Below are 6,388 nucleotides of genomic sequence, written 5' to 3' on the forward strand. Positions count from 1 at the left end.
CTTGGCGGAGAGGGAGGGATTCGAACCCTCGATACAGGTTTTGCCCGTATACTCCCTTAGCAGGGGAGCGCCTTCGACCACTCGGCCACCTCTCCGGAGCGAGTGAGTATAGCCGAGCGCCTCGAAACGCTCCACCGCCCGGTGCATCCGCCGCCCGGTTCATCCGTTATGCCGGCTGCTCCAGGTCGAACACCTTGTGCAGCACGCGCACCGCCAGCTCGGTATACCTCTCGTCGATCACAACCGAGATCTTGATCTCCGAAGTGGAGATCATCTGGATGTTGATGCCCTCCTCGGCCAGCGCGCGGAACGCGGTGCTCGCAATCCCCGCGTGCGAGCGCATTCCCACGCCGACCACCGAGACCTTGGCAATCCTCTCTTCGCCGATCACACCGCGCGACTTGATGTGCGCGTCGACGGTCTTGAGGATGTCCATCGTTCGCTGAAAATCGTTGCTATGGACGGTGAAGGAGAAGTCGGTCAAACCGTCGTGGCTCACATTCTGGACGATCATGTCGACGTCGATGTGGGCGTCGCCGATCGGGCCGAGGATCTGGTAGGCGATGCCGGGCCGGTCCGGCACGCCGAGCAGCGTGATCTTGGCCTCGTCGCGGTTGAACGCGATCCCGGAAATGATCGCCTTTTCCATGTTGGCATCGTCCTCGAACGTGATGAGCGTGCCCTCGCCCCCCTCCTGAAAGCTGGAGAGTACGCGCAGCCGAACCCTGTATTTCCCCGCAAATTCGACCGATCGGGTCTGAAGAACCTTCGAGCCCAGGCTCGCCATCTCCAGCATTTCTTCGAACGTGATGGTTCTGAGGCGTCGGGCCTTGGGGACGATGCGAGGGTCGGTGGTATATACGCCATCGACATCCGTATAGATCTGGCATTCTTCGGCGTCGAGCGCCGCCGCAAGCGCCACGCCCGTGGTATCGGATCCACCGCGCCCCAGCGTCGTGATGTTGCCTTGCTCGTCGATGCCCTGGAATCCGGCCACGACGACGACGTATCCCGCGTCCAGGTCGGCACGCAGATTGGAATTCTCGATGTCGAGGATGCGCGCCTTGGTGTGGGCGCTATCCGTGAGAATGCGTACCTGCGCGCCCGTATAGCTGCGCGCCTTCAATCCAAGCTGCATGAGAGCCATCGACAGCAGCGCGATCGTCACCTGCTCGCCGGTCGAGAGCATGACGTCGAGCTCTCGCGGGTCCGGGCTGGGAGCGACTTCCTTCGCGAGACCGATGAGGCGATTGGTCTCGCCGGACATGGCAGAGACGACCACCACCACCTGATTTCCCGACGAGGCGAAGCGCGCGACCCGCTGCGCAACGTGCTTGATGCGCTCCGGGCTCCCCACCGAGGTGCCCCCGTACTTCTGTACTATGAGCGCCATGCCGATGCTATAAGTGAATCGATGATTCGAATTTTACCGGAACCTGCACGACGAGACGACATCCAACAACGGAGTAAAAGATGCTGCGACACCGGAACCCCACTCGGGTTCCTCGGTCAATCAGCTATGCCAGTGTGATCCACCCTCTAGGAAACCGACATGCGAAACACGAGCCGCACCCCCAATCCCGGCGACATCCGACGCAAGCTTGGACTGAACCAGAGCGAATTCTGGGGAAAGATCGGTGTAACCCAAAGTGGCGGCTCGCGCTATGAAAGCGGCCGCAATATGCCGCGCCCGGTCCGTGAGTTGCTGCGATTGGTCCACATCGAAGGCATCGACCTGGCCAAGGCCAAGGGCGAGGACCTCGCGATCGCCGAGCAGCTCAAGCGCAGCAATGCCCGCCTGTACGAGCGGATGCGCAGCGCCGTGCGCGAGCAGTCGGGCCGCCGGCCGGGCCGGACCAAGCAGTAACAGGAATTGCTTCAGCTACGCGCGCCGGTTCCGTCCGGTGCGCGGCGGATCGGGGTCGGGGCACGCTGGGTGCGACTCGTGCGCGCGTTTGCCTCGCGCGTGGCGGATGGGGTGGGATTCGAACCCACGAGAGACTTTCGCCTCTGCCGGTTTTCAAGACCGGTGCGTTCAACCGCTCCGCCACCCATCCATCGATCGTCAATCACCGGTCTTTCGAACCGGTTTCCGGTTCTATCGAGCGTTCCCTATTTCATGTCACGCTCGTCCCTCACCCCCAACCCCTCTCCCGGGGGGAGAGGGGAGCGTCGCGTCCGTATTGGACTGTCGTCCAATACGGAACGATCAATAGCTCCGGGTCGCCTGACCACTCCATCCATCCGGAAGCCGAATGGATGCTATCGCCTCATCGGGCGGCTGCCAAGGTTGCAACTTTCGCAATGCCTTGCTAGTCTGATAGCCGACCAACTCGGTCGACTATATCGCGAGGAGCTATGCAACCCAACATGCAACCGAGGACGGATGGCTTTCGGCAGCCCACCGTACTGAACCAGGGCGTCGCGCTCCGGCAGCAGAAGGTTTTGCGCAACACCTATCTCCTGCTCGCCCTGACGCTCATCCCGACGGCGATCGGCGCCTTCATCGGTATCAACCTGAGCTTCGGCATCCTGCGCGCCAACCCCATCGTTTCGTCCCTGGTCATCCTGGCTGCGGTGTACGGAATGTTCTTCGCCATCGACAAGAACCGCGATAGCGGTCTCGGTGTAGCACTGCTCCTGGGCTTGACGCTGTTCCTGGGCGTTATTCTGGGTCCGTTGCTTCAAGTCGCGCTCGGGCTCAGGAACGGCGCGCAGCTGATCGCGATGGCAGCCGGCGGCACGGCGGTCGTGTTCTTCGCCATGGCCGCGATCGGCACGACGACGAAGCGCAACTTGAGCTTCATGGGCAGCTTCCTCGCCGTGGGCGTCATCGTGGTCATGCTCGCGGTGGTGGCGAACATCTTCTTCCAGAGCCCCGTGGTGCACCTGACCATCTGCGCGGTGTTCGTGGTGCTGTGCTCGATGCTGATCGTCTACCAGATCAATCAGATCGTGCAGGGCGGGGAGACCAATTACGTGTCGGCGACGCTCACGCTGTACATGAGCATATATAACCTGTTCTCCAGCCTGCTGCAGATCCTGATGGTGCTGACGGGTCAGCGCGAATAGCGGCGCGCCTGCAGGGCGTCACAGCGAACCGGAAGGGCCAAGCCCTTCCGGTTTTTGTTTGCCCGCGGCCCACCGTCGCGCCGAGGCGCGACGATTGCCTGCCCTCGCGCCTCGGCGCGACGATCGCCTACCGCGACGCCTCGGCGGGCCGATCGAACACCGCCATCGATTCCACGTGGGCCGTGTGCGGAAACATGTTCACGACACCGGCTGCCGTCAGCTCGTAGCCCTGCATCGACACCAGCACGCCGGCATCGCGCGCCAGCGTGGCCGGATTGCAGGCCACGTACACGATCCGCGATGGCAGCGGCTGCGGCAGCGCCTTGACGACCTCGATCGCGCCGTCGCGGGGCGGGTCGATGAGGATCCGCTGAAAAGGGCCTTCCCGGGCGAGCGCCGCGTCGGCGTCCTTGAACAGGTCCGAGCGCACGAATCGGCAGCGCTCGCTCAATCCGTTGCGCTGCGCGTTGTGCGCGGCGCGCTCGACCAGTGTGCTCGAGCCTTCGAGACCTACCACGCAAGCGCCGCTTTTGGCGATGGGCAGGCTGAAGTTGCCGAGCCCGCAGAACAAATCGGCGATCTTTTCCCCCGCAGCCGGCTCCAGCAGACGCACTGCCCGGCTGACCAGCGCCCGATTCATGGCGGCGTTCACCTGCGTGAACTCGGTGGGACCGAAGGTCAATGCCAGTCCGAATTCCGGCAGGCGGTACTCCGGCTCGGGCATCGGCATGGGATGGAAGGGGCGTGCGGACTCGGGCCCGGCGGTCTGCAGATAGATCGCGACGCCGTGCTCGTCGCCGAAACGGCGAATGCGATCTTCGTCGGCGTGCGTCAACGGCTGCAGGATGCGCAGGACCAGCACGTCGACATTGTCCGCGCATGCGACTTCGATCTGCGGCAGCCGCTCGCGCAGACTCAGGTTCGAGACCAGCTCGCGCAGCAGCGGCAGGAGGCGAGCGATACGGCGCGGCAGCACCGAGCAATCGGTCATGTCGGCGACGTAGCTGCTGCGCCGCTCGTGAAAGCCGACCAGCACTCCGCCTTTTTTCGGGACGTTGCGCACCGTGAGTCGGGCTCGTTGCCGATACGCCCATGCCGGCCCGTATAGCGCCGGCAGCATATGGCTCGCACGCACGCGGCCGATATGCCACAAGGCATCCTCGAGGGTGCGTTGCTTGGCGGCCACCTGCGCACGAACGTCCATGTGCTGCAGGCTGCATCCGCCGCACACGCCGTAGTGCGCGCACGCGGCGGTCACGCGCTGGGCCGAACCGCGCAGTAACTTGCTCGCTCGCGCCAGCTCGTACGCGGGCTTGCGCCGGTAGGGCGAGAACTCGACGCGCTCACCCGGCAGAGCGCCCTCGACGAATATCGTCTTGCCTTGCCAGTGGCCTACGCCGCGTCCTTCCTGGTCGAGCGAGTCGATGTCGACGATGCGTTGCGGCGCGGCGCTGCGATCTAGCGTGTCCATCCGTCGAGGAACGTTTTCCAGTGCGCCGCCGGCAGGCGAGCGATCGACTCGTGCACCAGGTCGCACTCGGCGGCGTAGGCCGTCTCGTCCAGCACGCCGCGCATCAGCTGGAAGCGCACGTAGACGAGGTAGGTATTCGCCACGTCGGCCTCGCAATAATGCCGGATCGCATCGATCTCCCCGGCGCAGAACGCCTCCCACACCGCCGCACCGTGCATGCCGATCTTTCCCGGCAGGCCGAGCAGCTGCGCGAATTCATCCAGCGGAACGCGGCTCTGGTACAGGCCCAGCAGATCCATCAGATCCATGTGCCGGCTGTGGTAGCGGCTGATGTAATTGTTGTAGCGGAACTCGCGATCTTCTTCGCCCCATTCCCAATAGCGCGCGGCGCGCACGCCATGCAACATGGCCCGGTAGTGCAGCACCGGCAGATCGAAGCCGCCGCCGTTCCAGGACACGAGTTGCGGCGTGAACTTCTCGATGCCGTCGAAGAAGCGCTGGATCAGCTGCCCTTCGGATTCGTCCGGCTCACCAAGCGACCACACCCGGAAGCCGTCGCGATCTCTCAGTGCGCAAGAGATGGCGACGACCCGGTGCTGGTGCAGGGGCAGGAAATCGTGGCCCACCATTTGTCGGCGCAGCTGAAACGCCATGCCCGCGACCTCGGTGTCCGGCAACGAAGGCGAAAGCGCGTGCAGCCTGCGCAGTGCGGCGGTGTCCGGCACCGTCTCGATGTCGAAGGCGAGTACCGGCGTCATGCTTGCCGCGTCCGCACGCAGGTTTGGGCGTCATTCCTGTGGCAACGGGAATCCGGGATACATCGAATCTGCTGGACTCTCGCGTGCGCGGGAGTGACGGCCAAGTAGCTGATCGCGGCTTCCTCAGTCGGGAAAAACGCCGGTGGAGAGATAGCGATCGCCGCGGTCGCAGACGATCGTGACGATGACGGCGTCGCGTACGTGCTCGGCCACGCGCAGCGCGACCCACAGCGCGCCGCCCGAGGAGATGCCGGCGAAAATGCCCTCGTCGCGCGCGAGCCTGCGCGTAGTTTCCTCGGCGTCCGCCTGGCTCACCTCGATCAGCTCGTCGACGTGCTCACGCTGATAGATCTTCGGCAGATAGGCCTCAGGCCATTTGCGGATACCGGGGATACTGGAGCCCTCCGAGGGCTGCGCACCGACGATGCGAATCGACGGGTTGCGCTCCTTGAGAAAACGCGACACGCCCATGATGGTGCCGGTCGTGCCCATGCTGCTCACGAAGTGAGTGATGCGGCCCTGCGTATCGCGCCAGATCTCGGGTCCCGTGCCTTCGTAGTGGGAAAGCGGATTGTCCGGGTTGCCGAACTGATCGAGGATGACGCCCTTGCCTTCGTCGCGCATGCGCTCGGCCACGTCGCGGGCCATTTCCATGCCGCCGCTTTTCGGCGTGAGCACGATCTCGGCGCCGAACGCGCGCATCGTCTGCCGGCGCTCGACGCTCAGATGCTCGGGCATGACCAGGATCATGCGGTAGCCCATCATGGTCGCCGCCATCGCGAGCGCGATGCCGGTGTTGCCGCTGGTCGGCTCGATCAGCGTGTCGCCGGGACGGATGTCGCCGCGTTCCTGCGCCCGTTTGATCATGGACAGCGCGGGCCGGTCCTTCACCGAGCCGGCCGGGTTGTTGCCCTCGAGCTTGGCCAGGATTACGTTGCCCTGCCCCAGGGTGAGGCGCTTCAACCGCACCAGCGGCGTGTCGCCGACGAAATCTTCCAGGTACTTGTCCATGACCGGGTCTCCAGGCCGACGATGATACCGCAAGGCGTCTCGCTGGCGGCGCGCGCGCCGCGCCTGCTTGCGCGAG

The 6,388-nt window shown here is 64.4% G+C and carries 6 protein-coding genes and 2 tRNA genes; 2 read left to right on the forward strand and 6 right to left on the reverse strand.

The genetic code is table 11. The annotated features are described in order from the left end of the window. Positions 1-2: 2 nt before the first annotated feature. Both GEV05_22810 and GEV05_22815 read right to left on the reverse strand, forming a co-directional pair. Positions 3-95, reverse strand: a tRNA-Ser gene (locus GEV05_22810). A 71-nt stretch (positions 96-166) separates the two neighbouring features. Next, positions 167-1,393 (reverse strand): aspartate kinase, encoded by a 1,227-nt coding sequence (locus GEV05_22815; GenBank protein MPZ46162.1) that lies wholly within the window; start codon positions 1,391-1,393, stop codon positions 167-169. Between the two features lie 159 nt (positions 1,394-1,552). On the opposite strand from GEV05_22815, the gene GEV05_22820 reads away from it, so the two are divergent. Beyond that, positions 1,553-1,867, forward strand: coding sequence for a transcriptional regulator (locus GEV05_22820; protein MPZ46163.1), 315 nt, complete (start codon positions 1,553-1,555; stop codon positions 1,865-1,867). A gap of 100 nt (positions 1,868-1,967) precedes the next feature. Here the strand turns inward: GEV05_22820 and GEV05_22825 are convergent. Beyond that, a tRNA-Ser gene (locus GEV05_22825) sits at positions 1,968-2,057 on the reverse strand. Positions 2,058-2,370: 313 nt separating this feature from the next. On the opposite strand from GEV05_22825, the gene GEV05_22830 reads away from it, so the two are divergent. Then, positions 2,371-3,072, forward strand: a complete 702-nt coding sequence (locus GEV05_22830; GenBank protein ID MPZ46164.1) for a BAX inhibitor (BI)-1/YccA family protein — start codon at positions 2,371-2,373, stop codon at positions 3,070-3,072. 127 nt (positions 3,073-3,199) lie between these two features. Here GEV05_22830 and rlmD read toward each other — a convergent pair whose 3' ends face one another. The 3 genes from rlmD to cysM form a co-directional block, all read right to left on the reverse strand. Further along, entirely contained in the window at positions 3,200-4,543 is a 1,344-nt protein-coding gene (rlmD, locus tag GEV05_22835) for a 23S rRNA (uracil(1939)-C(5))-methyltransferase RlmD (protein MPZ46165.1), read from the reverse strand. Continuing rightward, positions 4,531-5,301 carry a 3'-5' exonuclease gene (locus GEV05_22840; GenBank protein MPZ46166.1) on the reverse strand — a complete coding sequence of 257 codons (771 nt, stop codon included), beginning with the start codon at positions 5,299-5,301 and terminating at the stop codon, positions 4,531-4,533. Before GEV05_22840 ends, rlmD begins: the two co-directional genes overlap by 13 nt. A 123-nt stretch (positions 5,302-5,424) precedes the next feature. Then, positions 5,425-6,312: a cysteine synthase CysM gene (gene cysM, locus GEV05_22845; GenBank protein ID MPZ46167.1), complete on the reverse strand. Its 888-nt coding sequence runs from the start codon at positions 6,310-6,312 to the stop codon at positions 5,425-5,427. Positions 6,313-6,388: the final 76 nt, after the last annotated feature.

Source organism: Betaproteobacteria bacterium (assembly GCA_009377585.1).
GTDB lineage: Bacteria > Pseudomonadota > Gammaproteobacteria > Burkholderiales > WYBJ01 > WYBJ01.

Excerpts from the sequence above, each read along its gene's own strand:
- GEV05_22815 (MPZ46162.1), bottom strand. The coding sequence starts at position 1,393 with ATGGCGCTCATAGTACAGAAGTACGGGGGCACCTCGGTGGGGAGCCCG.
- rlmD (MPZ46165.1), bottom strand. The coding sequence starts at position 4,543 with ATGGACACGCTAGATCGCAGCGCCGCGCCGCAACGCATCGTCGACATC.
- GEV05_22820 (MPZ46163.1), top strand. The coding sequence starts at position 1,553 with ATGCGAAACACGAGCCGCACCCCCAATCCCGGCGACATCCGACGCAAG.
- GEV05_22840 (MPZ46166.1), bottom strand. The coding sequence starts at position 5,301 with ATGACGCCGGTACTCGCCTTCGACATCGAGACGGTGCCGGACACCGCC.
- cysM (MPZ46167.1), bottom strand. The coding sequence starts at position 6,312 with ATGGACAAGTACCTGGAAGATTTCGTCGGCGACACGCCGCTGGTGCGG.
- GEV05_22830 (MPZ46164.1), top strand. The coding sequence starts at position 2,371 with ATGCAACCGAGGACGGATGGCTTTCGGCAGCCCACCGTACTGAACCAG.